25 protein-coding genes are annotated in these 24,697 nt (G+C 66.9%); 14 read left to right on the top strand and 11 right to left on the bottom strand.

The window, feature by feature from the left end; all coding sequences use genetic code 11:
* Positions 1-739: 739 nt before the first annotated feature.
* From ACQUQ0_RS05810 to ACQUQ0_RS05800, 3 genes are all read left to right on the top strand, one after another.
* Positions 740-1,228 carry a TOBE domain-containing protein gene (locus ACQUQ0_RS05810; protein WP_435183753.1) on the top strand — a complete coding sequence of 163 codons (489 nt, stop codon included), beginning with the start codon at positions 740-742 and terminating at the stop codon, positions 1,226-1,228.
* A 3-nt stretch (positions 1,229-1,231) separates the two neighbouring features.
* Positions 1,232-1,927 (top strand): glycerophosphodiester phosphodiesterase, encoded by a 696-nt coding sequence (locus ACQUQ0_RS05805; RefSeq protein WP_435183751.1) that lies wholly within the window; start codon positions 1,232-1,234, stop codon positions 1,925-1,927.
* 142 nt (positions 1,928-2,069) lie between these two features.
* Positions 2,070-3,656 carry an APC family permease gene (locus tag ACQUQ0_RS05800; protein WP_435183750.1) on the top strand — a complete coding sequence of 529 codons (1,587 nt, stop codon included), beginning with the start codon at positions 2,070-2,072 and terminating at the stop codon, positions 3,654-3,656.
* Between the two features lie 165 nt (positions 3,657-3,821).
* On the opposite strand, the gene ACQUQ0_RS05795 is transcribed toward ACQUQ0_RS05800, so the two are convergent.
* The 3 genes from ACQUQ0_RS05795 to ACQUQ0_RS05785 are packed head-to-tail and all read right to left on the bottom strand — an operon-like array spanning position 3,822 to position 7,214.
* Positions 3,822-4,571, bottom strand: coding sequence for a hypothetical protein (locus ACQUQ0_RS05795; protein ID WP_435183749.1), 750 nt, complete (start codon positions 4,569-4,571; stop codon positions 3,822-3,824).
* 48 nt (positions 4,572-4,619) lie between these two features.
* Positions 4,620-5,642, bottom strand: coding sequence for a metallophosphoesterase family protein (locus ACQUQ0_RS05790; protein WP_435183748.1), 1,023 nt, complete (start codon positions 5,640-5,642; stop codon positions 4,620-4,622).
* Between the two features lie 57 nt (positions 5,643-5,699).
* Positions 5,700-7,214: an aldehyde dehydrogenase family protein gene (locus tag ACQUQ0_RS05785; protein ID WP_435183747.1), complete on the bottom strand. Its 1,515-nt coding sequence runs from the start codon at positions 7,212-7,214 to the stop codon at positions 5,700-5,702.
* A gap of 188 nt (positions 7,215-7,402) precedes the next feature.
* Between ACQUQ0_RS05785 and ACQUQ0_RS05780 the strand changes: the two genes are divergently transcribed.
* Positions 7,403-8,602, top strand: coding sequence for an iron-containing alcohol dehydrogenase (locus tag ACQUQ0_RS05780; protein ID WP_435183746.1), 1,200 nt, complete (start codon positions 7,403-7,405; stop codon positions 8,600-8,602).
* 38 nt (positions 8,603-8,640) lie between these two features.
* Here ACQUQ0_RS05780 and ACQUQ0_RS05775 read toward each other — a convergent pair whose 3' ends face one another.
* The 4 genes from ACQUQ0_RS05775 to ACQUQ0_RS05760 form a co-directional block, all read right to left on the bottom strand.
* Entirely contained in the window at positions 8,641-9,438 is a 798-nt protein-coding gene (locus tag ACQUQ0_RS05775) for an IclR family transcriptional regulator (RefSeq protein ID WP_435183745.1), read from the bottom strand.
* A gap of 768 nt (positions 9,439-10,206) precedes the next feature.
* Positions 10,207-11,151 carry a hypothetical protein gene (locus ACQUQ0_RS05770; RefSeq protein ID WP_435183744.1) on the bottom strand — a complete coding sequence of 315 codons (945 nt, stop codon included), beginning with the start codon at positions 11,149-11,151 and terminating at the stop codon, positions 10,207-10,209.
* 42 nt (positions 11,152-11,193) lie between these two features.
* Positions 11,194-12,804: a hypothetical protein gene (locus ACQUQ0_RS05765; RefSeq protein ID WP_435183743.1), complete on the bottom strand. Its 1,611-nt coding sequence runs from the start codon at positions 12,802-12,804 to the stop codon at positions 11,194-11,196.
* A complete protein-coding gene (locus ACQUQ0_RS05760) occupies positions 12,801-13,607 on the bottom strand; it encodes an ABC transporter ATP-binding protein (protein WP_435183742.1) in 807 nt (268 codons plus the stop codon). Before ACQUQ0_RS05760 ends, ACQUQ0_RS05765 begins: the two co-directional genes overlap by 4 nt.
* Before the next feature lie 114 nt (positions 13,608-13,721).
* Here ACQUQ0_RS05760 and ACQUQ0_RS05755 point away from each other — a divergent pair, with 114 nt between their 5' ends.
* The 5 genes from ACQUQ0_RS05755 to ACQUQ0_RS05735 all read left to right on the top strand — a co-directional run bounded on the left by ACQUQ0_RS05755 (position 13,722) and on the right by ACQUQ0_RS05735 (position 17,183).
* Positions 13,722-14,762 (top strand): hypothetical protein, encoded by a 1,041-nt coding sequence (locus ACQUQ0_RS05755; RefSeq protein WP_435183741.1) that lies wholly within the window; start codon positions 13,722-13,724, stop codon positions 14,760-14,762.
* A gap of 55 nt (positions 14,763-14,817) precedes the next feature.
* Positions 14,818-15,237, top strand: a complete 420-nt coding sequence (locus tag ACQUQ0_RS05750) for an EamA family transporter (RefSeq protein ID WP_435183740.1) — start codon at positions 14,818-14,820, stop codon at positions 15,235-15,237.
* A gap of 1 nt (position 15,238) precedes the next feature.
* Positions 15,239-15,655, top strand: coding sequence for an EamA family transporter (locus tag ACQUQ0_RS05745; protein ID WP_435183739.1), 417 nt, complete (start codon positions 15,239-15,241; stop codon positions 15,653-15,655).
* Between the two features lie 268 nt (positions 15,656-15,923).
* On the top strand, positions 15,924-16,916 hold the full coding sequence (locus tag ACQUQ0_RS05740) for a DUF7544 domain-containing protein (RefSeq protein ID WP_435183738.1): 993 nt from the start codon (positions 15,924-15,926) through the stop codon (positions 16,914-16,916).
* Positions 16,917-16,964: 48 nt separating this feature from the next.
* A complete protein-coding gene (locus ACQUQ0_RS05735) occupies positions 16,965-17,183 on the top strand; it encodes a YgaP family membrane protein (RefSeq protein WP_435183737.1) in 219 nt (72 codons plus the stop codon).
* A 35-nt stretch (positions 17,184-17,218) separates the two neighbouring features.
* Here the strand turns inward: ACQUQ0_RS05735 and ACQUQ0_RS05730 are convergent, their stop codons facing one another.
* Entirely contained in the window at positions 17,219-18,427 is a 1,209-nt protein-coding gene (locus ACQUQ0_RS05730; protein ID WP_435183736.1) for an OsmC family protein, read from the bottom strand.
* A 209-nt stretch (positions 18,428-18,636) separates the two neighbouring features.
* Between ACQUQ0_RS05730 and proC the strand changes: the two genes are divergently transcribed.
* From proC to ACQUQ0_RS05705, 5 genes are all read left to right on the top strand, one after another.
* Positions 18,637-19,419, top strand: coding sequence for a pyrroline-5-carboxylate reductase (gene proC, locus ACQUQ0_RS05725; RefSeq protein ID WP_435183735.1), 783 nt, complete (start codon positions 18,637-18,639; stop codon positions 19,417-19,419).
* Entirely contained in the window at positions 19,416-20,255 is an 840-nt protein-coding gene (gene proB / locus ACQUQ0_RS05720) for a glutamate 5-kinase (protein ID WP_435183734.1), read from the top strand. The genes proC and proB overlap by 4 nt, the downstream gene beginning before the upstream one ends.
* Positions 20,256-20,368: 113 nt before the next feature.
* Positions 20,369-21,730: a glutamate-5-semialdehyde dehydrogenase gene (locus tag ACQUQ0_RS05715; protein WP_435183835.1), complete on the top strand. Its 1,362-nt coding sequence runs from the start codon at positions 20,369-20,371 to the stop codon at positions 21,728-21,730.
* A gap of 164 nt (positions 21,731-21,894) precedes the next feature.
* Positions 21,895-22,320 (top strand): PAS domain S-box protein, encoded by a 426-nt coding sequence (locus tag ACQUQ0_RS05710; protein ID WP_435183732.1) that lies wholly within the window; start codon positions 21,895-21,897, stop codon positions 22,318-22,320.
* A gap of 189 nt (positions 22,321-22,509) precedes the next feature.
* On the top strand, positions 22,510-22,941 hold the full coding sequence (locus ACQUQ0_RS05705) for an ATP-binding protein (protein WP_435183731.1): 432 nt from the start codon (positions 22,510-22,512) through the stop codon (positions 22,939-22,941).
* A 126-nt stretch (positions 22,942-23,067) separates the two neighbouring features.
* Here the strand turns inward: ACQUQ0_RS05705 and msrA are convergent, their stop codons facing one another.
* From msrA to ACQUQ0_RS05690, 3 genes are all read right to left on the bottom strand, one after another.
* Complete coding sequence (gene msrA, locus ACQUQ0_RS05700) at positions 23,068-23,616, bottom strand: peptide-methionine (S)-S-oxide reductase MsrA (RefSeq protein WP_435183729.1); 549 nt, start codon at positions 23,614-23,616, stop codon at positions 23,068-23,070.
* A gap of 94 nt (positions 23,617-23,710) precedes the next feature.
* Positions 23,711-24,073, bottom strand: a complete 363-nt coding sequence (locus ACQUQ0_RS05695) for a MarR family transcriptional regulator (RefSeq protein ID WP_435183728.1) — start codon at positions 24,071-24,073, stop codon at positions 23,711-23,713.
* A gap of 79 nt (positions 24,074-24,152) precedes the next feature.
* On the bottom strand, positions 24,153-24,638 hold the full coding sequence (locus ACQUQ0_RS05690; RefSeq protein WP_435183727.1) for a dihydrofolate reductase: 486 nt from the start codon (positions 24,636-24,638) through the stop codon (positions 24,153-24,155).
* Positions 24,639-24,697: the final 59 nt, after the last annotated feature.

The following is a 24,697-nucleotide window of genomic DNA, read 5'->3' as shown; positions in this document are numbered from 1 at the left end:
CAAAAAAGTATGTATAGAATATAGACTCGATATTTGGCTTGGGCCCACAGAATCCCTGGAATACGCGGAACTGTCGAACCACAAATTCGTTACTTCCGCAGAGAAAACAATAAATAAAATTATATTTACTGTATAGTACCGGATTCCAGTTCGAATTGCGGAGTCTCACTCTCCCGGATCCGCTACGGACTGGCAGTGTCCCACGGCGCCGACGACGGAAGGGAATCGAGAGGGTGGGATCCGTATCCGAGAAACGATCACCGTCGCTCTCGCCGGGGCGGATATCAGCGAGCGAACAATTTATCGCCGAACGGCCAGCGGCAGTAACGGACGAAACCGATCTACCGAGGGCTCGAAACGATGAGTTTCGACGACCGCGTTCGTCGTATCGAATGCCGGCGCGACGCTCTGATAAGTAGTTTTCTCGTAGTCGGACCTTCCAGCCTCCGATACGACCGATAGTAGCGTTTGCAAGTCTTCACTGATAGTGATTACTCTCGTCTCTTCCCGCCGAACGCCGTCACCGGGGGTGGCGTTCGGCGGTAAACAGTGAGAGTAATCACTATCACTCGATCCGCTCCGTCGTGCGATCGGATGTGTCGTCAGTTGCAACCGCTACTATAGTGTCGTATATATCGAACGGGGGGATACGAATCGGTCCCGAACTCTCAGGTCGATGGGGTCCACGATGGATCGCTCATAGTCGGACTCTTTTGCTGGCGTCCCAAGGTTGCCGGTAATGGCGCAGATCCTGTACGGCTACCCGGATACGCAGTTCGTTGCGGAGTTCATCGGGAGCCCCGCGATGAACACCGTCCCGGTCACGCTCGACGAAGCGGACGGCGACGTCGTCGCGGTACACGACGGCTTCGAACTGTCGCTGCCGACCCCGGACCTGTTCACCGACCGGCCCGACTCGGGCACCTTCGGCGTCCGGCCCGAGGACATCTCGCTCGTGCGGAACGTCGGGGACGCCGCCCAGACGTTCGAGGCGGAGGTGAGCGTGACCGAACCGCTCGGGGAGTCGCTGCTGCTTCACTGCAACCTCGGCGGCGACGACATCCAGGTCAAAGCCGCGCCCCGGAGCACGATCGAACCGGGCGACCGCGTCGAACTCACCGTCGACGAGGACCGGCTCCACGTCTTCGACCCGGTCGGCGACGCCGTCAATCACTCCTCGCCGCGGGGCGCGGCCAGCGAAGAGCGCGTGAACACGCCGGAGGCCTGATCGGTGCGTCCGATCGCCCACCGGGGCTGTCTCGCGCAGTATCCCGAAAACACCCTCGAAGCGTTCCGGCAGTCCGCGGCGGCCGTCGGTATGATCGAGACCGACGTCCGGCGCTGTGGGTCCGGCGAGCTTGTGCTCTTCCACGACGAGACGCTCGACCGCGTCACCGACGCGACGGGCGCGGTCGCCGAGACGCCGCTGTCGGAGCTCAGAGAGGTGTCGATCCTCGGCTCCGAGGAACAGGTCCCGCTCCTGCGGGAGCTCTTCGAGGCCGTCCCCCCCGCGGTCGGGCTGAATCTCGAACTGAAAGCGCGGGATATCGCCCGGGAGGTGACCGAGGCGGCCGCCGACCACGACCACGACGTGCTCGTCTCTTCGTTCCACCCGAGCGAGCTCGCCGCGGCCGCCGAGGCGGGCGCCGAGACGGCGCTGCTCCTCCCGTCCGAGGAGACGACCCCCGCGGAGTTCGACGTCGGGGCCGCCCTCGACGTCGCCGCCGAGCACGCGTGTTCCAGCGTGCATCCGCACGTGAGCCTCTGTCTGGAGACCGACATCGTGGCGGACGCACACGCGCGCGGTTTCGACGTGAACGCGTGGACGGCCACGTCCGCATCCGAGATCGAGCGGCTCCGCGAACGCGGCGTCGACGGCATCGTGATCGACGACTGCGAGCACGCGGCCCTGTGCCGTGACGCGTAGGGCTCGGCACGATCCTTCTCTGTCGGCTCCGTCTGCTGTCGTTCTTCACCTTCACTCGGGCCGTCGGTCCCCGCGGTCGATCCGGCGACGACCGGTACTACTAAGTGAAGTTGTGTGAGTACTGCTAACACGGGTGTGTGCCATGTCAGGAGACGATACCCTATTCGTCCGAGAAGCGACGGGGCTAGTCAGAGACTGGTCCTCGTACGACGCAGGAATCTACGCGTTCCTGTCGGTGAACATCGTCACGTTGGGCTTCTACATCTGGACGTTCAACGCGTTCATCCCGCAGGGAAGCCCGATCTTGGCGACTCTCATCTCAGTCGTGGCGATCACGCTCCAGAACGTGGTCTACGCGACGCTCGTGGCGTCGATGCCGCGGGTCGGCGGCGACTACGTCTGGCAGAGCCGCTTGCTGTCGGGGTTCTGGGGCTTCTTCCTCTCGTGGCCCGGTTGGGTGTTCATCCTGTGGCTGTGGGTACCGATCTACGGGTCGATCCTCTCGTGGCTGGTGCTCGGTCCGGTCTCGGCGCTGTTCGGGTTCGTCGAACTGGCGAACTTCTGGAACTCCAGCCTCGGGCTGTTCGCTTCGTCGATGATCGTGGTCGCGTTCGCGTTCATCTACGTCAGCCTCGGGATGAAGTGGTACGCGCGGATCCAACAGGTGCTGTTCTACGTCGGCGTCGCGGGCCTGCTCATCTTCGTGGGCGGGCTGCTCACGACGAACCCCTCGGGGTTCCAGTCGGCGTTCAACAGCCAGATGAACGCGTGGGGGATGGACCTCACGTACAACGGGATCATCGAGGGCACCTCGGTGAGCTTCGCTCCGATGTGGAACCTCAACTGGAGCGCGTCCTACAAGCTCTTCCCGATGCTGTTGTTCTGGATAATGTGGACCGTCTGGGGATCGACCCTGTTCGGTGAGGTCCGCGAGGCGGGCGAGTTCAAGAAGATGTTCGGCGTCTTCGAGGGCGCGCTCCTCGCCGCGGCCGCGCTGGCGATCGTCCTCTGGCCGCTGTTCGACTCCGCGGTCGGATACACCTTCTACCAGGCGCTGAACTACAACTACTTCGTCGGCGCGGGCGCCCAACAGTGGCTCTCCTCGCCGACGACGATCGCAGCCATCGCGATGGGCAACGGCGTCCTCGCGAAGCTGATGGCGATCCTGATGGGCGGGTGGTTCTTCGCGTGGTCCGGAACCGTGTTCCTCTCGTCGACCCGCGTGATCTTCGCGACGGCGTTCGACCGGACCATCCCGGAGGTCTTCTCCGAGGTGAAGGGCCGCTACAACACGCCGATCTACGCCATCCTGCTGATGGTCGTCCCCGCGGCCATCCTGACGGTCATCTACTTCTTCGCGCCGGGCTTCCAGACGCTCACGCTGGCGGCGACGTTCGCGATCGCGGTCACGTTCTTCGGCACGACGATCGCGTGCCTGCTGTTCCCGTGGCGCCGCCCCGAACTGTTCTCGAAGAACCCGGTCTCGAAGTACGAGATCGCCGGCGTCCCGGTGGTCTCGATCGTCGCCGGCGTCTACGCCGTGATCCTGCTTTCGGTGTTCTACCTCTGGGCGACCGAGAGCGTCTACGGGCTCAACAACGTCACCTCGATGACGTTCCTCGGCGTCCTCTACCTGCTGGCGGCGGTCATCTACTTCGGAATGAAGTACTACCGCGCCCAGCAGGGCGTCGACCTCGACAACCTCCACTCGGAGATCCCGCAGGACTGAGCGGCGCCCGACGCAGTCGGTGACGGCCGCGTCGTTCCTTTTTTCCCGCGGTTCCTCGCTCCGTTCGCGTTCAGCCGACGATCCGCCACTCGCTACTCGGGGGCGTCGAAACAGGCCGTCGGAGGCGGGCGTCGCGGTCGCGACTCGAAGATCAAAGAATCCGGCTCAGCCCAGCTCGGGCCGCTTGTACCACTGCTTGTGCTCGCCGACGATCGACCGGAGCTTCCACCGCAGCGACTTCGAGTGGTCGTCGATCGCGGTTCGGAGGGCGTCGATCCTGCCGGCGAGTTCGCCCTCGTCGATCGGCAGGTCCTCGTCTTCGACGTACTCCTCGACGCGGTCGAGGCTGTAGGTCACGGTGCGCCACAGCCCCCAGTCGCTGCCGCAGCGGTCGGCGATGTACTCGGGATCGATCTTCTCGGTGTCGTCTCCGGGCTCGACCGGGTGGTCCGCGAGCATCGCGAGGATGTCGCGGACGTCGCGGTCGCTGACCTCGACGATCTGGAGCTTCGAGAGGAGCAGGTCCTCGATGGGGACGGTGGGGTAGTCGACGTCGATCCGCTCGCGCAGGTCCCACGCGTGACAGAAGTCGAAGCGGTCGATGATGTAGTCGGCCTTGCGCTCGTTGACCGGATCGAAGTACTCCAGGCGGAAGCGCCGCATCGTGTTGAAGCGCTCGTTTGCCTCGTAGCCCAGGTCGGCCATCATCTCTTCGACCGCGCTCTCCTCCTCGCGGGTGGCGACGAAGTCGACGTCGCGATAGCCGCGTTTGAACGGCTCCTCGCGGGCGGTCTCGGCGTGGCGGTTGATCGCCGTGCCGCCGATGAGTCGCACGGTCAGCCCGCGGTCGTCCGCGGCCTCGATGACTCGCTCGGCCTCTTCGATCGGATCCGACAGCGGTTCGGTCTGGCTCACGGCGGAATCACCTTGCTAGGTGGTAGCACCTCGTGACGGCATTTAGTTCTATCCCCGCACGAGGCCGACCACGTCGACTTCGGGCCGGAGGTCGACGATCGCCCCCTGGAGCGACGCCTCCGAGTAGACGCTCCCCGGATTGATCGCGTCGGTGTCGCCGATCTTCGTGTGCCCGCGGGACTCGTGGATGTGGCCGTGCAGCGACAGTGGCGGCTGGTACTCCTCGATGATCTCCCTGATCGCCTCGCTGCCGACGGGCTCTGTCGACTGCGCGCCGAACTTCGGCCGGAGGTCCTCGTCGAGTTCCGGCGCCTCGTCGAGCTGGGAGTCGTACGGCGGCTCGTGGAAGTTGAAGATCGCGCGGTCGTAGTCGTCGATGCCGCTGACGATTCCCTCGATCCGCTCGCGGAGTTCGTCTTCGGGCTCCTCGCGGTCGGTGTCCCACGGCGTCGGGTGGGTCCACCCCGTGCTCGCCATCTGGTACCCCTGCGGGAGGTCGACGACCTCGCCCTCGACGAGGTCGACGACGTCCGAGGACTCCCACACCTCGTCGATCTCGAACGGGTCGTCGTTGCCGGGGCAGGCGTACACCGGCGTGTCGTCCAGTTTCCCCTCGGCGAACTCGACCCACTCGCGGATCCGCTCTTGCATCTTCGTGAGGAATATCTCGTTCTGTCGCTCCTCGGCGTCGTCGGCGTTCTGGAGCTGCTCGTACTCGGCTTCGTCCATCACGTACGGGTAGTAGCCGGTGTCCTCCAGCGAGTCGAGGAACTCATCGAACTCCTCGTCGTCGTCGATCGTGTGCTCGTCGCCCTGGCGCGTGTAGGTGTACCGGTCGCCCTCGTCGACGATCGGGAAGATCGCCTTTCCTGTCGTGTCGCCGCCGAGGACCAGGACGTCGGCGTCGTAGAAGTCCGCGCTGTTGACGAACTTCCGCCAGCAGGCGCTCGATCCGTGGACGTCCGTCGCGAAGAACAACCGCGTCACGCCCGGGTCCTTCTCCATTCCCGCCGCCTCGTCGGAGGTCGTCTCCTGATTGAGCTTCTCTTTGATCGACGAGATGACTCCCATAAGCGGTCTCAATCTCTCGATTGCAATATAAAAAACTTGGGTGAAAAACGGTCCGATTCAGAGTTCGGGCTCGTCGAGGTTGACGTAGACGCTCTTCTGTCGCTGATAGTGGTCCAGCGCCTCGAGGCCGAGATCCTTCCCGAATCCCGATTGTTTGAAGCCGCCGTAGGGCGCGTCGGGCATAATCGGGCCGTACTCGTTCACGTAGACGAGGCCTGCATCGAGGTCGTCCGCGGTCCGGTGGACGAGGGAGGTCTTCTCCGTGCCGATGCCCGCGGCGAGGCCGTACTGGGTGTCGTTGGCGAGGTCGATCGCCTCCTCGTACTCGGAGAACGTCTGGATCGTCTGGACGGGACCGAAGATCTCCTCGCGGGCGATCGTCATCTCGTTGGTGACGCCGCCGAAGACCGTCGGCTCGACGTACCAGCCCTCAGCCAATGCCGGATCGTCGGGCGTGCCGCCCCCGCAGAGCAGGTCCGCTTCTTCCCGACCGGTCTCGATGTACTCCAGTACGGTCTCGAACTGGCGCCGGGAGGTCAGCGGGCCCATCGTGGTTTCCTCGTCGAGGGGGTCGCCCAGCACGTAGGATTCGGCTTTCTCGACGAAGCGCTCGGTGAACTCCTCGGCGACGGACTCGTGGACGAGCGCGCGCGAGAACGCGTCGCAGATCTCGCCAGTGCTGTAGAAGATCCCGTCCGCCACGGCATCGACGACTTTCTCTAAATCCGCGTCGGGGAAGACGATGAAGGGGGACTTGCCGCCGAGTTCGAGGGTGACGGGCGCGACTCGATCCGCGGCCGCGCGCATCACGCCGCTGCCGACGGCCGTACTCCCGGTGAAAGAGATCTTTCGGACGTCGTCGTGTTCGGCGATCGCTTGCCCGACCTCGCTGCCCGGGCCGGGGACGACGTTGAGGACGCCGTCGGGGAAGATGCCCTCCGAGAGTTGGGCCGCTCGAAGCGTCGACAGCGGGGTGTCGTTGGCGGGCTTGAGCACGCAGGCGTTACCGGCGGCCAGCGCGGGGCCGAGTTTCCAGGCGGCCGCCCACAGGGGATAGTTCCACGGGACGATCTGGCCGACGACCCCGTACGGCTCCTGGGTCGTGTAGAGGTGGACGTCCTCGCCGCCCGGAATCTCACTCCCGCGCTGGGCCCGGCAGACCGACGCGTAATACTCTAGGGTGTCGATCGCGCCCTCGACCTCGCCGCGGGCTTGCGAGATCGGCTTGCCGCAGTCTAAACACTCCAAGAGCGTGAGTTCGTCAGTGTGGTCTTCCAGGACGTCGGCCCACTCGAAGAGACGCGCCGAGCGGTCGCGGACGCCCGCGGCCTCCCACTCGTGCTCGAAGGCGTCCCAGGCGGCCTCGACTGCGGTATCGACGGTTGCGGCGTCGCCCTGGGGCACTCCGACGATCGAATCCCCAGTCACGGGATCTTCGACCTCGCTCTTCTCCCCGTGAGTGCGGAGTTCGCCGTCGATCCACGCGCCGAATTCGACGTCGGTCGTCGCTTCCTCGTGTTTCGAGCGGTGGCGCTCGATCACTGGACTCTCGCCCGATCGGGAACTGCTCATACTGTCACTCCCTGGCACGTGGGCAAAAATCTTCTTCCGGTCGCGCTTCTCGACTCTTGTGGCAAATGTTTCTGTTACATTCTCTTTTTTATACTGACTTCTCCGACTTGGGGACGGATGCCACAGTACAGCCGCGACTACCGGTCTAGTGCAGAGTGTACGGACGGTCGCCCTCGGGTCTCAAAACGATGAGCCTCGGGGAGTACTCGCTGTCGTTCCCGATCAGCGTGGAGTTCGGCAACGGCACGAGCGAGCGAACGGGCGAGGTGATCGCCGCGAAAGGCTGGGAGACCGCCCTGGTCGTCACCGATCAGGGCATCAGGGCCGCGGGGATACTCGACGGGGTCAAAGCCTCCCTCGAAACCGAGGGGATCGACTACGAGATCTACGACGACGTCGAGCCCAACCCGACCACGGCGATGGTCCACGACGCCCTAGAGACCCTGGAGGCCGGCGAGTTCGACGTGGTCGTCGCGGTCGGCGGCGGCAGCGTCATCGACACGGCCAAATGCGCGACGCTCCTGAAGACCAACTCGGGCGACCTCTCGGAGTACGAGGTGAACGTCCCCGAGGACGTCACGTCGGGGAGCATCGAGAACCACACCCACCCGTTGATCACGATTCCGACGACCGCGGGGACCGGCAGCGAGGTGGACTACTGGGCGGTGATCACCGCGCCGGACCGGAAGTTCAAGATGGCGATCGGCCAACCGCCGCTCTACCCGGACGGGCCCTACCTGGGCGCAGACGTCTCGTTGGTCGATCCGGAACTGACCGCGTCGCTGCCGCCGAGACAGACCGCCGCGACGGGCTTCGACGCGTTCTCCCACGCTCTGGAGAACCACGTCGCGGCGGGCGCGCCCGAGCTGGTCAAGCCCTATACGCGGCACGTGATGGGGCTCGTGCCGGAGTACCTCCCCGAGGCCTACGAGTCGGGCGCGATGGAGGCGCGCGAGCAACTCCTGTTCGGCTCGCATATGGCGGGCTTCTGTGAGAACTTCGCGGGCTTCGGCGCGATCCACTCGCTGGCGGAGGTGACCGGTGGAATGTACCCCGAGATCCCCCACGGCGAGGCGATCGCCGTGTTCACCCCACCGGTGATGCGGTACAACCTCGAAGCATACCCCGCTCGCTACGCGGAGGTGGCCGAGGCGATGGGCGTCGACACGTCCGGGCTATCGGAGACGGAAGCCGCACACGAGGCGGTCGCGGCGGTCGAATCCCTCATCGACGAGGTCGACCTGCCGTCGAGCCTCAGCGAACTCGGCGTCGAAGAGGACGACCTCCGTGAGATCGCCGAAAAGTCGATGGAGACGATCGAGATCCACGACAACCCCCGCGAGGCCGACGCCGAGGACCTGCTGGATGTCGCACGCGACGCCTACTGACCTTCGGCGCTTCCCCCCAGTTATTGTTCTACGGATTCCTACGCGCCGGGCGCGGTCGCCGCCAGTTCCGCTTCGAGGGACTCGACCACCTCGGACAGCGCGCGGGGGATCTCCCGATCGAGGACGGAGCCGTCGATCCGATAGGTCGGCCCGGAGACGCTCAGGGCCCCGATGACCGCGCCGTCCGGGCCGAACACCGGCTTGCCGATGCTCCGGAGCCCCTCGGTGTAGTACTGGTCGCCGACGGCGTAGCCGCGCTCCTCGGTGCGGTCCAGCTCGGCGAACAGCTCCTCGCGGGACGTGATCGTCTGGTCTGTGAGCTCGGGCATCCCCCACTTGTCGACGACGGCGTCGACCCGTTCGGGCGCGTACGTCGAGAGGATCGCGAGGCCCGAGCCGGTCGCGTGCATCGGGTAGTAGGTCCCCATATACGCCCGGTAGCGCTTCGATCCCTCGTCGCCCTCGTACTTCGCCCACTTGTGGTAGGACTCCACGATCGTGATCACGCGCCCGTGGTCGTCGACGACGAAGTCACACTCCTCTTCGGTGCGCTTTGCGAGCTCCTCGACGGCACCTTTGACCGCCGAGAACCAGTACCACTGCTCTCGGGCGTACTCGCCGTAGTTCAGGAATTTGAATCCGATGTGGTACCGGTCACCGGACTTCCGGAGAAATCCCGCCTGTTCGAGTGTGACCAGGTGCTTGTGCGCCGTGCTCTTCGCGATCCCGTGCTCCTCGACGATGTCGTGGAGCCTCGCGCCGTCTCGGTCCCGGATGGTCGACAGGATGTCGAGGGACGTCTGCGTCGTCTCCACCGTGAGTGTGCCATCTGGCATTACACCACACAACTCGGAGTGGGTAATTAATAGTTTCGCAGAATCGAACTCAGTGGTCGATAGCGAACCGAGATAACACGACCCGGAGATATCGGTATCGAGTGACACGAGAGTCCTGGCATCGGATCGTCGGACGAGACCGATGTCGATAGTGGAGTGTGAAACCAAGGATTGATTAGATTCCGAGAGTAAAAAATTACAAAGTATAATTCTATCTGGCTTACAAAAACATACAGTCTGTTATACACTGAAAAGACATTCAATATATAATTTCTAGTGGTGATCTAACGTCTAGTTCGACTGAACGAAACTGAAGTATGGTTTGAGACCAATTGCCAATTTGACTAACAAGCGTACGTCCGTTATGAAAGGGTGCGGCCGTTCGACCAGGAGATCTCCGAGATCTCTTTCTCTGCTCTCTCCGCAGATACGCCCGATCTCACTACGAGGGGCGGCAATATTTGATAAGTGTAGCGGCCGATTGTGAGGTGTTCCTCGGATCACATCGACTCGTACCAGATTCGGGATGCATACCAGTTTCATCAAGTCGAACTGGTCTGATGGGGTGTATAACGGACTCGGATAGCTGATCAGATACTGTCTTGTGTCTATAATATCAGAAATATTATTTAATAACTAAAATTGTGTATATCTCTGAGACATTTTTGAAGTCAATTGAGACGACTCAACAACTTAATTTGGTATAGAAAATCGGATTATAGCGACTCTAATTTTATCTGTAAATTACAGCAATAGTTCGATATCATATTATTCTTCTTCGTCGACGTACAGCCCGTATCGATACAGTTCGCCGTCGTACCAGAGAAGCCGTCCCGTCGCGGCCGTCTCGACGGTGTCGACTCCGAGCGCTTCGAGGACCGCGTCGAAGCCGGGCGAAAGCGGCGCGGTCTCGGCGTATCGCCCCCGGGAGAGGCACCGTTCGAGCACCTCTCGCGCGTCGGCAGCGAGGTCGCCGGGTGCCAGTTCCGCGTCGATCCGTGATCCGAAGACCACCTCGCGGAACGCCGACTCGGAGTCCGCCACCTCGATCGCCAGCGCGGTGTAGGCGGTTTCGAGGATCGGCCGGCGCGCGACCCGCACCCGGTAGGCCCAGGTGCCGCTCTCGGTCATCGTGACGACGCGCCCGTCGAAGTCGTCGGAGGCGAGTCGGCTCTCCAGCTCGGCCGGTCGGCGGAGCACGTACGCGTCGCCGCGCAGCAGGTCCGCGGATCCGGACTCGCCGTCGGTCTGCGCGTTGGCGTGGAGGATTTTCACCACTCGCGCGCTGGGCCGGTCGAGGTCGTCGACGAGGACCGCGTCCTCCGGCACCGACCCCTCGGCCACCTTCTCGATGCGGACGAACGGCCGCGCCATCCGTTCCCGTCCGGTGACGACCGACTCCGTCCGGTAGTAGGTCCCGTCGTGCCGCACGTAGGCGCCCGCGGGTAACGACTCGTAGCCGTAGGTCGTGTATCGGCCGTCCGGGAGGATCGAATCGAGCGCGGTCCGTGCGGGAGCGCCGAACAGCGGGTCGTCCTCGTCGGGGTCGTAGAGGGCGTGTTCGACCGGCGAGGCGTCGATTCGGTCGGCGGTGAGGGTGTACTCCGGCTCCGTATCGTCGGTGCCGAACGACGGGAGCGCCGCACAGCCGGCGACGGCGGTCAGTCCGGTCGCCGCCGCGCTACGGAGGAGGGCTCGTCGGGAAGGGACCATATCGGGACGCGACCGCCCTCGGGGTTGAGTCTGTCGCCCGACTCATTCGAGGTGGTAGTTTCGGTACCGCCGGATCGCGTACCGGTACGATCCGTACGAGACGCCGGCCGTGAACAGGAGATAGATCCCGGCGACGACGCCGAACACCGGCGTCGGGACGAGGCCGCCGGTGAGCAGGAACCACGTGCCGACCAGGGCGATGGCCGTGCCGATCCCGACGACCGCGAGGTAGACGAGCATCACGAGCGTCGAGGGCACGACCGTCTCGGTCCCCCAGAACTCCCGCTCCTCGTAGATGGGGTAGGCGGCGCCGAGCCCCAGCGCGAACGCCGCGGCGGCGAGGACGGATCCGGTCCCGAGAGCGCCGAACGCGACGGCCCGGACCGGGCGGAGGCCGAGCGCGACGCCGACGGCCGGGAGGCCGAGCGCGAACGGGAGGCCGAGCGCGACTCCCGCCGCGAGCCGCCCGCGCACCAGCGTCGCGGCGTCGGTGCCGCTGAGGAGCAACAGCGGGAACTGCGGCCGATCGTCGCCGATCGGATTCAGCCCGAAGGTGCCCCCGGCGAGGTACGCTCCGAGGCCGACTCCCACGCCGGCCGCGAGCGGGCCGAGCGCGCCACTCGATCCCTGGACGGCCGTCGTCCCGATCGGTCCGAGGAAGAAGACGACCATCACCAGGTGGCTGAACTCCTGGGGCTTCCGGACGGCTCGGACCAGGTGACGCCACGCGATCCGTCCGGTCTTCGCGGCGGCGAACGGCCGCGGGACGGACAGCCCGCCCTCCCGACCCGTCGCTTGCGACGTCGCGCCGTCGGCCGGCACGTCACCGAACCACAGCGCCGAGGCCTGGCGGGTCGCGACGGCGAGCCCGATCGGCGCGGACGCGACGACCCCGACGAACACGGCGACGGCGGCGAGCGTGGGCGGTCGCTGAAGCGGCGTCCCGAGTGCCGCGAGCGCGACGTACTCAGTCAGCGGGGCGACCGTGATCGCAGCGAGGACCCCTCCCACCGAGATCGACCCCTCGGCGAGGAGTTGCCCGACGGCCTGGGAGCCGAGGACTATCGCGATCAACGCCGCGACGCCCAGGACCTTCAGCACGCGACGGAACGTCGGCAGCCAGCGAAAGACGCGGAGGAGCGCCAGCCCGACGGCGTAGCCCCACACGGCGCTCCACGCGAGGAGCGGGACCGCGACGAGCGCCGCCGTCAGGAGGACGACGGGCGTGCCGAGCCCGACCGCGAACGCGACGACGAGCGCGGCGATCGGGACGCCGAACCAGGCGGCGAGCCGGCCGAGCTCCGCGCCGATGAGGCCGATCACGACCGCGCGCGGGTGGACCGTCGTGAGGAGCAGCGCCTCGCCCTCGGCGCTGCCGATCCGTTCGAGCGTCCGGAGCGTCGCGACCCCGACGAGTCCGAGCGGGAGGAGCGTCCCGGCGGGGCCGAGGAACGGGATCGCCTCGACCGATCTGGCCGTCCGTCCGAGGACGAACGCGGCCGGCAGCGAAAACAGCAGGTAACCGCCGAAAAAGAGGACGGAGACGCCGAGGCCGACGAGCCGTCGCCAGTCCCGCGAGTAGGCGCGGAGGCTCCGGCGGAACTCCGCGCGGGCGATCCGCAGGCCGTGGCGGGCGTCGCGTCGGAGCGTCATCGCGGCTCGGCCGTCGGACTCTCCGCGGACGCGGACGCCGCGTCGACGTCCGCGGCGCCGTCGCTCGTGACCGCGAGGAAGGCGTCCTCCAGCGATCCGGACTCGCCGGTCTCGGCGCGCGACTGGAGCTCCTCGGGCGTGCCCTCGGCGACGAGGCGGCCGTCGAGCAGCACGCCCACCTCGTCGGCGACCGCCTCGACGACAGAGAGGATGTGCGTCGAGAGGAAGACCGTCGTCCCGTCGTCGGCGAAGCCCGCGATCGACTCGCGGATCCGCCGCGCGGCCCGGGGGTCGAGCCCCGAGGTCGGCTCGTCGAGGAAGAGGACGTCGGGGTCGTGGAGGACCGCCTGCACGAACGCGGTCTTCTGTTTCATCCCCTTGGAGTACGCCTCGATGCGCTTGTCGGCGTCGTCGGTCAATTCGAACTTGTCGAGGTAGCGCCCGATCCGCTCGTCGGCGACCGACGGGGGGATGTCGCGGAGGTCGGCCACGTAGTCGAGCTGCTCGCGCGCGCTGAACTCCTCGTAGAGCGGCGGCGTCTCCGGGAGGTAGCCCACGCGGGAAGCGAGCGCGCGGCGGTCGCCCACGTCGACGCCGACGACGCGGACCGACCCGTCTGTCGGCTTGGTCAGTCCCGTGAGGATCCGCATCGTCGTGGTCTTGCCGGCGCCGTTGGGGCCGAGGAAGCCGTACACCGTCCCGGGCGGGATCGACAGCGAGACGCCGTCGAGCGCGACGGCCGACCGGTAGACCTTCCGCAGGTCGGTCGCCTCGATCGCCGCGTCGCCGTTCGTGGAGGGCATCGTGCGTTGTGGATTCGGCCCCGGGTGCCTAACAATTGTGGGTGCGGCCCCCCGTCCAGCGCCGCGGAGGTGCGCACGTTTTTTCCTCTCCTCCGCGTACGGCCGTCCGTCCCTATGCCCCGCTCGCGACGGTCCCTCCTCGAAGCCGCAGCCGCCACGCTCGGCGGCGTCGCGCTCGCATCGACGACCGGCTGTCTCAGCGCCTCTCGCTCGCCCGCGACTGCGACCGCGACCGAGTCGCCGTCGACCGCAACGCCGCCCGACTCGGATTCGAGCGCCGAGGTCGACTTCGGAGAGTGGCTCCCGGATCCGACGGCGACGCCGCTGCCGGACGGGTACGGCGTCCGGTACTTCGACGTCGACGGGATCCGCGCCCGGCGGGCCGCGATGCACCCGAACGCCTACGACCGGCTCCGGCGACAGATGCGCCGTCCGGTTCCCGAGGAGTTCGACGGCGTCGAGGCGGTGTCCGCCACCCTCGGCCTCGATTACGTCGCCTCGCTCGCCTTCGGCTCGTTCGATCCGGACGCGTTCGCGGCGGACCTGACGGGCGGCGATCGGCCCCCGACGTCGGCCACGCGGACACCCACGACCGCGACCCGAACGCCGTGGCCGGAGCCCGAGCGGTACGGCGACTTCGACATCTACGGGTGGGAGCGGGTGTACGCCGTCTCGCCGGACGCGGTGCTCGCGGTCCACCCGTTCTTCGACGGCGACGCGGTCGCCTGCGCGAAGGCGATCATCGACGCTCCGAGTCCCGACACCGGCCGGTACGCCGACGGCAACGACTACGTGGCGTCGATGCTCGGACGCGTCGACTCGCCCGACGCGCTCTGGTGCTATCCCGAGGCGATGGACGGGTCGACCTCGCGGGGGTTCCGCGCCGACGACATCACGGGCCAGCTGAAGGCGTGGCGGTTCTCGGCGGAGGCGGCACGGCTCACCTTCGCGAACACCTACGTCGACGCCGAGACCGCCGAAAGCGGCGAACTGCGGCGGTCCCTCGTTTCGGCGTCCGCGCGGTTCGAACCCTACGACGGCCTCGATGTCGCCGTCGACGGACGGCTGGCCTGGACCGACGGCACGGCGCCGATCGCGGCGTTCGACCACCTGTCGGCCGGCGGCCCCGCCGACGGCGTCACGACGCCCAACTGAGGGCCGGTCGGCCGCGGACGTAACACCGTTATACCGAACGGGAAAATGGCCCCCTATGGACTACCTCCCGTGGGTGATCGTCGCCCTCGTGTCGTACGGGGCGTTGGCACCGCTGACGAGCAAGGTGACAGAGGAGGTCCCGCCGGCCGTCTCGCTGTTTCTCGCCACCGCGGTCTTCCTCGTGCTCACGCTCGGCGTGATGGTCGCGACCGGCCTGAATCCGCTGTCGTACGTGGCCGACCCCCGCGCGGGCTACATCTACGTCGGCGGCGTGTTCCTCGGGGTCGGTATCCTCTCGTACTACTACGCGCTGCAGCGCGGGCCAGTGAGCGTCGTCGTCCCGATCTACGGGATGTTCATCGTCGGGAGCTCGGTGATCGGCATCCTCTTTCTCGGGGAGTCGGTGACGCCGACGCGGATCGGCGGCATCGCCTCGGCGATCGTCGCGGTCTATCTGAGTTCGGGGGCCGAGTGATATGCGACGGTACCTGGGCTTTTCGCTCCTGGCCTTCCTCACCTACAGCCTGGTGGCGCCGCTCCTGAAGATCGCGATGGAGACGATCCCGAGCACGCCGGCGGTGTTCATCTCGAATTCGGTCCTCCTCGTCGTCGTCGGCGTCGTCCTGGCCGTCCGGGGGCAGTCCCCGGTGCCGTACCTCCGCCACCGGTACACGCCGCACGTCGTCGCGCTCGGCGTGCTCCTCACCGTCGGCCTCCTGACCTACTACCGCGCGCTCGCGCTCGGTCCGGTGAGCATCGTCGTGCCGATCTACGGCCTGTTCATCGTCGTGAGTTCGGTGATCGGGATCGTCGCGTTCGACGAGGCGCTCAGCCCGCGGAAGGTGGCGGGCATCTTCTTCAGCGTCCTCGCGATCGTCCTGATCTCGATCTGATCGCTCCGAACTGTCAGGGCTGTCAGATCCGGTCCGAACTGTCTGAACTGTCCGATCCGGTCCGGTCTGCTCCGGTCTGGTCCGATTCGATCCCCGGCCTCGATCTGTGGACTGGCGCCGCAGCGACCGCAGCGACCGCAGCGACCGCAACGACTTTGTTTACTCGTGCTGATACGTCGCTCGCGATGTGCAGAATTGGTCCCCTCCCTCCGAGTCGTAGCGACACCCCGCCAGACCGACGCCCCGCCAGGTCCCCGGAGGGCCGTCGATGACGCTGTACGCCCTCGATGCGGTCGACGACGCCGGCGCCGCCGCCCGCGACCTGCTGTGGCCGTTCGACCTGGGTCGGTGGGCGCGGTTGGCGCTCGTGGTGTTCTTCGTCGGGAGCTCCGGCGTCGGCTTCCCCTTCCAGTACACGAGCGGCGTCCCCAGCGGGGGCGAGGCGCCGTCGGTCACCGCTGGCGCGCCCGAGGCCGCCCTTCCCGGCGGCACCGAACTGTTCCTGATCGGCGCCGTCGCCGCGGCGATCGTGCTCGTCGTGCTCGCGTTCCTGCTCGTCGGGTCGGTGATGGAGTTCGTCTTCGTCGAATCGCTGCGCAAAGAGACCGTCCGCGTGCGGGCCTACTGGAGCCGGTACTGGCGGCTCGGCCTCCGACTGTTCGGGTTCCGCCTCGTCGTCGGGCTGCTGTCGCTCGCCGTCTTCGCGGCGCTCGCCTTCGCGGTCTTCGGTCCGGCGTTCCTCGGATACGGCGGGATTTCCGTGGCGTTAGTCCTGCTGGCGATCCCGGTGTTCCTCGTCGCCTCGATCGTCACGGGCCTGCTCTCGGGGTTCACGACGATGTTCGTCGTCCCGATTATGCTCAAAGAGAAGCGCGGCCTGCTCTCCGCGTGGCGGCGCTTCTGGCCGACGCTCTCGGGCCAGTGGAAGCAGTACGCCGCCTACGCCGTGGTCGGATTCGTGCTCCAGCTCGCGATCGGCATCGCCGTGAGCATCGTCACGGTGTTCGTCGCGGTCGTCGCTGCCATCCCGCTCGGGATCGTCGGCCTCGTCGGCGTCGGCCTCCTCAGCGTCGCCGAGGTCGCGGGCTGGGCCGTCATCGCCGTCGCCGTCGCGGTGTTCGTGCTGGCGATGCTCGCGTTCGGCCTGCTGGCGGGCGTGCCGGCCCAGACGTACCTCCGCTACCACGCGCTGTTCGTCCTGGGCGACACCGAGGCCGACTTCGACCTGATCGAATCGCGGCGCCGCGCGATCCGGGAGTGAGTCGGAAACGGCAGGAACAATTATGTGTGCTTGCTCCAATATTACGGTATGGAGCGAAACGTCGGTCAGACTGATAGTATCGCGCGGATCGTCGTCGGCGCGCTCGCCGGCCTCGTCTCGCTCGGCATCCTCGGGAGCGTCGTTCCCGGTCCGGGGATCCTCTCGCTCGTCCTCGGGATCGTCGCGCTGCTGATGCTCGGGACGGGGCTCACGGGTCGGTGCGGCGTGTACTCGCTCGTCGGCATCGACACCTGCGAGGTGCGCTGAGCCGACGTGAGCGTCCGAGTGCCGTTCGGATAGTTTTATAACTGATTGGATATATTCACGTTCGGACCGTCGAGGTCGGTCCGACAGAGTGCGTGGAGGAAGCACGTCTGCTCGGACATATCGAGCAGTTCCCGCGCGAACGACTCGTCTTCCCCGGTGTCGACGAAGACGTGCGTCTCCACGGGCGAGGACCGGGCGGGAGTGCGCTCGCCGCTCCCGCCGGCGTCGCCGCGGGCGACGTGGGTGTCCTGGACGATCCGGTAGGCGTCCAGGTCGGCGTCGACGATGTCGGCGTAGCGGCCCATCTGCGTCATGAAGCAGAAGCCGATCCCGGCGGCGACGTAGGTCATCGGATCGGGCGCGCGTCCCTCGCCGCCGCGCCCCGGCGGGTCGTCCGAGACGAACTCGAAGACCGTCCCGATCGGGCTGAACAGCTCGACGGCGACGTGCTTCGTGCCGTCCGCTCGGAGCGTGCAGGTCCCGCGGAGGTGGAGGATCCGGTCTTGGTCTTCGGAGAGGCTGGAGCCCTCGCCGCTCGTGTACTTCTCGTCGCCGTCGGGGAGCGGTTCGGTCTCCCGTCCCGTGCGGTGGACGATCGGCGGTTGCCGCTCGTCGGCGTCCCGCGGGATCGACTCGAACAGGCCCTCGGGATCGGCTTCGACGGGGCCGTCGAGCCGCGTCACCCGATCGGGCGCGACCTCCTCGCCGTTCGCGACGAGCGCGAACGCGCTGTCGTGGACGCCGTCGATCAGGCCGTAGACGGGCGCGGTCCGGACGGCGTCGCCGACCAGGTCCCGCAGCGTTCCCTCGTCGGCGTCGGCGTCGACGGTCACGTCGAGGTCGACCGGGAGCGCGCCGCCGGTCATCGTCCCCGCCAGCGCGGAGCCGGTCATCGTGTAGTAGCTGTCCTGGGTCACTTCGAGGTCGCGGACGTCGATCCCGCGCTCGTCGGCGAGCGCGAGGATCTCGCTGGCGAAGGAGCTCACCATCCCGGTCGTCATATGCGCCAGCGGCGCGGGCGCCACGTCGTCGCCTTCGAGGTACTCGCCCTCGTCGCTGGCGAGCCGCCAGGTCGTCCCCGTGCGGGCGTCGGTCACGAGCGCTTCCTTCTGCATCCCGCCGAGCGAGCGGACGCGGGCGCGGTGCGCCTGGCCGAGCGCGGGTTCGGGCGCGTCGAGCCCCGCGACGGACTCCTCGATCGGGAAGGCGAGCGGGTAGCCAAGGTCTTCGAGCGGCGAGGTCATCGGAGCATCACCGAGCGCACGTTTCGAACTATGGATTATGAGGGTTGCGACCGCGGGTGTGACTGCGGGCCCCCGAGCCGGTCCCGGGTGCTCCTCCGAGGGATCCGCGAGCGCGTCGACGTTCCGCGCGACGCCGGACGAGCGGATGTGAGCGCCGCCGGCCGAAACCAAAGTTCGTATATCGGCGGCATCGCGTAGTGGGACACAGAATGATCGACGTCAGCGTCATCGGCTGCGGGAACATGGGGAGCGCCCTGATCACGGGGCTCGCCGAGGCCGGCGCCTACCGGATCACGGCCTACGACGTGGACCCCGAGGCCTTCGAGGCGATCGAACAGTACGCCGACCGGACGACCACCGACCTCGACGACGTGCGGGATTCGGACGTCGTCGTGCTCGCGGTCAAGCCCGACATCGTGCCGCTCGTCTTGGAGGACCTCGAACTCGACGCTGACCGGACGCTTCTCACCATCGCGGCCGGGGTCTCCCGGGCCGTCGTCTCCGCCGAGACCGACGCGGAGGTCGTCCGCGTGATGCCGAACCTCGCGGCCGAGACGCGGAACATGGCCGCGGCGGTCGCCTGGGACGAGCCGAACGAACACGTCGCGCAGATGCTCGACGACCTCGGCGAGTACGTCGTGATCGACGAGGACCTGATGCACGTCGCCACGGCGCTCAACGGCAGCGGCCCGGCCTTCGTCTTTTACCTCCTGGGCGCGATGGCCGACCGCGCCGTCGACGAGGGGCTCGCCCCCGACGACGCCGAGGTGCTGGCGGCCCAGACGTTCAAGGGCGCGGCCGAGACGGTGCTCCGGTCCGATCGGGACGTCGAGACGCTGATCGACGCGGTCTGCTCGCCCGGCGGCACCACCATCGAGGGGATGGACGTGCTGTGGGACAGCGACGTCGAGGAAGTCGTCGGCGACGCGCTGACCGCCGCGCGGCGCCGCTCCGAGGAGTTGGCCGACGACGCCGAAGGCGGAGAGCAATGAGCGGCGCGGTCGCGGACGCGGAGGTCGACCGGGCCCGCACGCTCGCGGCCGAGGCCGGCCGCGTCGTCGTCAAGGCTGGCACCAACTCCCTGACCGACGAGACCTCGAACCTCGACGACGGAAAGCTCGACAAGCTCGTCGACGACGTCGCGGACCTGATCGAGCGCGACAAGGAGGTCATCCTCGTGTCCTCGGGCGCGATCGGCGCCGGGAAGGGCCGGGCCGGCTTCGCCAGCGACGACACCGTCGAGGAGTCCCAGGCGCTGTCGACGATCGGCCAGAGCCACCTGATGCGGCGCTACACCGAGAGCTTCGAGCGCTACGGCGTCACGGTCGCCCAGATCCTCGTGACCGAACACGACCTGGAGAACCCCGAGCGCTTCACGAACTTCAAGAACACCGTCGAGACGCTGCTCGACTGGGGCGTCGTCCCCATCGTCAACGAGAACGACGCCGTCGCGACCGAGGAGATCCGGATCGGCGACAACGACATGATCTCGTCGTCGATCGCCATCGGCGTCGGCGCCGACCTGCTCGTGACGCTCACGGACGTCGACGGCGTCTACACCGGGAACCCAAAGCGCGACGCCGACGCGGAGCTGATCGAGGCCGTCGGCCGCAACTACGACGAGGTCGAGCGCATCATCGAATCGAGCGCCAGCGGCTCCTTCGGCGGGATCCGGACGAAGGTGAGCGGCGCCCGCCGGGTCAGCGAACACGGCATCCCGGCGATCATCGCGCGCTCGACAGAGCCCGACGTCTTGGAGAAGGTCGCGACCGCGCAGGCGGTCGGCACCATCTTCACGCCGATCAACGGCCACGAGGATCCCGAGTAGCCACAGATAGCCCGCGAATATCGTGGCGTTCGCACGTCTTCACTCACTCGATCACACGCTGGCGTGCGATCGGATGAGAAATCAGATGCGAACGCTACGATAGCGTAACAGGTATTGACCGTCCGCCGACTACCTTCTCACAACAGCCGATGACCGACACAGAAACCAAGATCACGCAAGCACAGTCCGCGGCGCTGGACCTCGCGAACCTCGACGAGAAGACGCGCAACGACGCCCTGCACGCGATCGCCGACGCCATCGAGGCCCACAGCGAGGAGATCCTCGAAGCCAACGCCGCCGACGTCGAGGAGGCCGAGAAGCTCCTCGAAGCCGGCGAGTACACCCAGGCGTTCGTCGACCGGCTGAAGCTCTCCGAATCGAAACTGGAGAGCATCGCCGAGATGGTCCGCAGCGTCGCCGGCCAGGAGGACCCCCTCGGGAAGACCCTCGAAGCCCGTCGCCTCGACGAGGGCCTGGAGCTGTACAAGCTGTCGGTCCCCATCGGCGTCCTCGGGACGATCTTCGAGTCCCGCCCCGACGCCCTGGTGCAGATCGCCGCGCTCAGCCTCAAGTCGGGCAACGCGGTCATCCTCAAGGGCGGCAGCGAGGCGGCCGAATCGAACCGCGTTCTCTACGAGATCATCTGCGAGGCCGCCCAGGAGGTGCCCGACGGCTGGACCCAGCTCATCGAGGCCCGCGAGGACGTCGAGACCCTCCTGGAGCGGGACGACGCGGTCGACCTCCTGATGCCCCGTGGGAGCTCGGCGTTCGTCGAGTACGTCCAGGACAACACCTCGATCCCCGTCCTGGGTCACACCGAGGGCGTCTGTCACGTCTACGTCGACGCCGACGCGGACCTCTCGATGGCCGAGGACGTCGCCTTCGACGCGAAGGTCCAGTACCCCGCGGTCTGCAACGCCGTCGAGACGCTGCTCGTCCACGAGTCCGTCGCCGAGGAGTTCCTGCCCGCGATGGCCGACCGCTACCGCGAGGCCGGCGTCGAACTCCGCGGCGACGAGCGCGCCCGCGAGATCGCCGAGATGGACGCCGCCACCGACGAGGACTGGACGACGGAGTACGGCGATCTCGTCCTCGCGGTGAAGGTCGTCGACTCCCTGAAGGCGGCGATCCGCCACGTCAACGCCCACGGCTCGAAGCACACCGAGTCGATCCTCACCGAGACCGCAGAGCACGCCGAGACGTTCATGCGGGGCGTCGACGCCGCCTCCGTCTTCCACAACGCCTCGACCCGCTTCGCCGACGGCTACCGCTTCGGCCTCGGCGCCGAGGTCGGGATCAGCACGGGCAAGACCCACGCCCGCGGGCCCGTCGGCCTCGACGGGCTGACGACGTACAAGTACCACCTGGAGGGCGACGGCCAGCTCGTCGCGACGTACAGCGGCGAGGGCGCCCGGCCGTACCTCCACGAGGACTTCGACGGCGAGTGGGTCCCCGGGCGACTCTCCGAGGAGTAGGCGTCGCGGCGGACGATCGGACCTCCGATCACATCTTTCAGTATTTTTCCTCAGAAATTCCTGAATGAGGTCTATCGTATCGAATAATAGTTCACACGCTGAAATCAAATTTGATTCTCTTCCGAAACATATATTCTGAACAGCGCGAATGGGGGCGTCTATAGATGGAGCCCCGGGAGCTGGACGCGGTCGCCCGCGACCCCTACGAACACCTCATCGAACGCGTCCAGGACGCGGTCGTCAAGTTCGAGCTGGTGGACGGCGAACCGATCGTACGGGACGTCAATCGGGCGTTCGCGGACATCTTCGGGTACGCCACCGCGGCGATCTGCGGCGATTCCCTCAACGACTGGATCGTCCCCGAGTGGCTCCTCGACGAGGCTGAGCGGCTCGACGAGCAGACGGGCGCGGGCGAGGTCAACTACCAGCGGGTGAAACGCGAGATCGACACCGGGCTCCGGGAGTTCCTCTATCGCGGCATCCCCTACGCACGCGACGACCGGCCGATCGACGGCTCCGCCGTCTACACCGACATCACGGACTTCGTCCGACAGCAACACCGCCTCCAGGTCCTGAATCGCGTGCTCTGACACAACCTCCGCAACGAGGCGAACGTCATCCTCGGCCACACCGCCCGCCTCCTGGATCAGCTCCCCGAGGGGTCCCGGCAGACGACCGGCGCGGCGGCGACGATCGAGCGCGCCGCCGACAATCTGGCGTCGCTGTCGCGGGAGGCGGGGGAGATCGACGCGGTCCTGTCGGCCACCGACGACGCCGACGTGGTCGACAGCGTGCCGCTCGTCCACCGCATCGTCGACGACCACCGCAAGCGAGCGCCGTCGGCCACCATCGCGGCCGAGCTGCCCGACCAGCTGCGGGTCCGCGGCAACGGCCACCTCAGTTCGGCCGTCAACAGCCTCGTCGAGAACGCGGTCGAGCACAACCCCGCGCCCGAACCGTTCGTCCGCATGTCGGTCCTGCGCTTCGACCCCGGCTGGGCGGAGATCCGCGTCGAGGACGACGCGCCGAAGATCCCGGCCGACGAACGCGACATCCTCACGGGGGACCTGGAGGCCACACAGACCCACCACGGCAGCGGGCTGGGGCTGTGGCTGGCGAAGTGGGTCGCCGAGAGCTACGGCGGCGAACTGCTCTTCGATGAGAGCGACCGCGGCGGCAACAGCGTCCGGATCCGCCTGCCGAAAGCGTGAGCGGCGCCTGCGTTCGCGCGGCGGCCTCGGCGCGGGCGCGGATTCATAGTGATTACTCTCACTGTTTACCGCCGAACGCCACCCCCGGTAACGGCGTTCGGCGGTAAGAGACGAGAGTAATCACTATCAGTCCGACGTCGCGGCCTCGGCGTCGAGCAGTTCCGCGAACTTCTCGCGCACCTTCTCGACCTTCGGCTGGGCGTGCATCCGGCAGTACGCGTCCGAGGGGTTCTTCTCGAAGTAGTCTTGGTGATACTCCTCGGCCGCCCAGAAGCGCTCTAAGGGCTCGATCTCGGTCACGACCTCGTCGTCGTACTCCGCATCGAGCGCCTCGACGTACGCCTCGGCCTGCCGGCGCTGCTCGTCGTCGTGATAGAGCACGATCGAGCGGTACTGCGTGCCGACGTCGGGGCCCTGGCGGTTCAGTTGCGTGGGATCGTGGGTCGCGAAGAACACCTCCAGCAGCTGATCGTAGCCGATCGCCTCGGGATCGTACTCGACCTGGACGACCTCGGCGTGGCCGGTCGAGCCCGAGCAGACCTGCCGGTAGGTGGGGTTTTCGACGTCGCCGCCGGCGTACCCCGAGGTTACGGCGCTGACGCCGTCGAGGACCGTCATCGCCGCCTCGGTACACCAGAAGCACCCGCCGCCGAACGTGGCCGTTTCGGTCGTCATCACTCCGAATTGGGCCCGGATTCGTATGTACCTGACGCGGGCTCACTCGACGTATTCGACGAGTCTGTCGACGACCAGTCCCCACGCACCCGAGTCATTCATCCGCGTCCGACTCGTCGGATCCGGCGGCGTGCTCCCGCCACTCGGCGGCGTCTTCGGCACCGAATCGCTCGTTCAGCGACGCCGTGACGCGGTGGAACTGAAAGGCGTCCCGCACCCGCTCTTCGTCGCCGATCGCCCAGTAATCGCCCTTGTGACGGACGAGGTCGCGCTCGCGGAGCCGACGGAGCACGGTGCTGATCGAACTCCGCTTCACGCCGGCTCCGTCGGCGATCTCCGCGGGCGTGAATGCCTTGTCGTCGTTCCGCGAGAGGAAGCGAACGACGCGCTCGGCGTTCGTCACCTCGGACAGCTCCTCGTCGCTCGCCTCGGCGAACGTCTCGATGTCGATCGGCACACTCGACACTGCTGTCCGCACTGTCATAACCGCCACTTCGTCAGAGCTGTCACCGACGTCAGCCGTGTACTTCCGGTGCTTACGACGCCGCTCGCCGCACCCACTCTTCGAGCGTGAACCCCGGTTCGTCCGACCGCGACACCAGTTCCCACTCGTCTGCGTCCCACTCGGGATACCACGCGTCGCCGTCGTACTCGCCGGGGACGCGGCTGAGGACCATCCGGTCGACGCGCGGCTGGAAGAGGTCGTAGATGCCGGCGCCGCCGAGGACGTACGCGCGCTCGGCGCCGAGGCCCTCGGCGATCGCGACCGCGTCGTCGACGTCGCCCGCGTGGAACGCGGTCGGGACCGCGAAGTCGCGCTGGCTGCGGCTTAGGACGATCTGGTGGCTGCCGGGGAGATCCTCCAGCATCGACTCGAAGGTCCGGCGGCCGAGGATCACCGGCGCGCCAGCGACGCGGGCGCGGTACTGGCGCTTGTCGGCGGGGATGCTCTCCCAGGGGAGTTCGCCGTCCTGTCCGATCACGCGGTTCTCGGCGACTGCGGCGACGGAGACGAGTTCCATCGCCAGCCAGTAGGGCGCGCGAGTACAAAAGCCTACGATCGAAAGGGCGTCACACGGTC

It is taken from the genome of Halobellus sp. EA9 (assembly GCF_051195055.1).
Classification (GTDB): domain Archaea; phylum Halobacteriota; class Halobacteria; order Halobacteriales; family Haloferacaceae; genus Haloquadratum; species Haloquadratum rubicundus.
Note: the sequence above shows the minus strand (reverse complement) of the source record. Positions and strands in the feature narration are given on the sequence as shown.